This window comes from Cyanobium sp. NIVA-CYA 375 (genome assembly GCF_056108345.1).
In genome coordinates, this window is sequence record NZ_JBSYHW010000238.1 from 1 (window position 1) to 1,022 (window position 1,022).

General features: G+C 63.7%; 1 protein-coding gene. It reads right to left on the reverse strand.

From position 1 onward, the window contains the following. On the reverse strand, nucleotides 1-1,022 hold a 1,022-nt coding region (locus AC01FP_RS17790), incomplete at both ends, for a CHAT domain-containing protein (RefSeq protein WP_474482088.1).

The following is a 1,022-nucleotide window of genomic DNA, read 5'->3' on the forward strand; positions in this document are numbered from 1 at the left end:
CCGGGCGCGGCGGGCATTGCGGCTTCGGCGCGGTGACCAGGCCGTGAGTCGCGAAATGGACGATCCTGTAGTCCTTGAGATCGGACTTCTGCTTGATCGCATCGTCGGTGAAATCGGCTTTCGAGATGACCTCGCTGGCCCCGGATTCGATCCCGCCGAAACGCGACGCAGCGGCATAGAGTTCTTCCGAGGAAATCGGGTTAGCCCAGACCGAGGGTGACCATTGGCAATCATCCCCACTCGCGAGCGCCGCGGGCATGCCGCTGCCCTGCTCCGCTCCACCGATCGGCGCATTCTCGCCGAGCCCAAGGTAGGATTTCTCTGCTCCTGACTTCTTCGCGGCGCGGACATCGCGGAATGCGGCAGGCGAAACCGAGGTGCTGATCTCGGCGGTGCGACCGAGCCAGGCCGTGCCGCGGAAGTCGTACTCGTCTCCACCCTTGGCGAGGTTCTCGTTGTACCGCTCGACACTGGCGTCATCGGTCACCAGCAGGTTCATCGGCAGACGCAGAAGCGCGCCATCGGGCTCGAAGATGATGTGCTTCAGCTCCGGAAGCTTGCTCCCGACCGGACCGAACAGCTTGCTGTAAAGCTCGCGCGACTTGGCGATCTCGAACGGGTAGGTCAGGATTTCCCCGCCCTCGTTGATCGCGATACTCGCGCGCAACTCATCGACTGTCTTTTCGAGCTCATCAGGGGAAATCGACGCCCGATAGGCGGTTGCCTCGCCCCTGGTCGCATAGACCACATAAGATTCCCGGTCGAGGTTGACCACCTTGATGTAGGCTTCGCCGTCGCGCAGTATGCCCTGCAGGTCGGCAAGCGTCACTGCCCCTTCCGAAACGGCCCGGAAGCGCGGGTATTCCGCCAGCTTCTGCTGCAGCTCGGCCTGCTCCCTTTCAAGCTGCTCGAGCCGCTGGGTCCGCTCTGCCAGCAACGCGGCTGCATCGGGAGCGAGCTGCGCGCCGGTCTGCATCTCCAGGATCGAACCGCGCAAGCGCTCGATCGCCCGCCCGATGTTG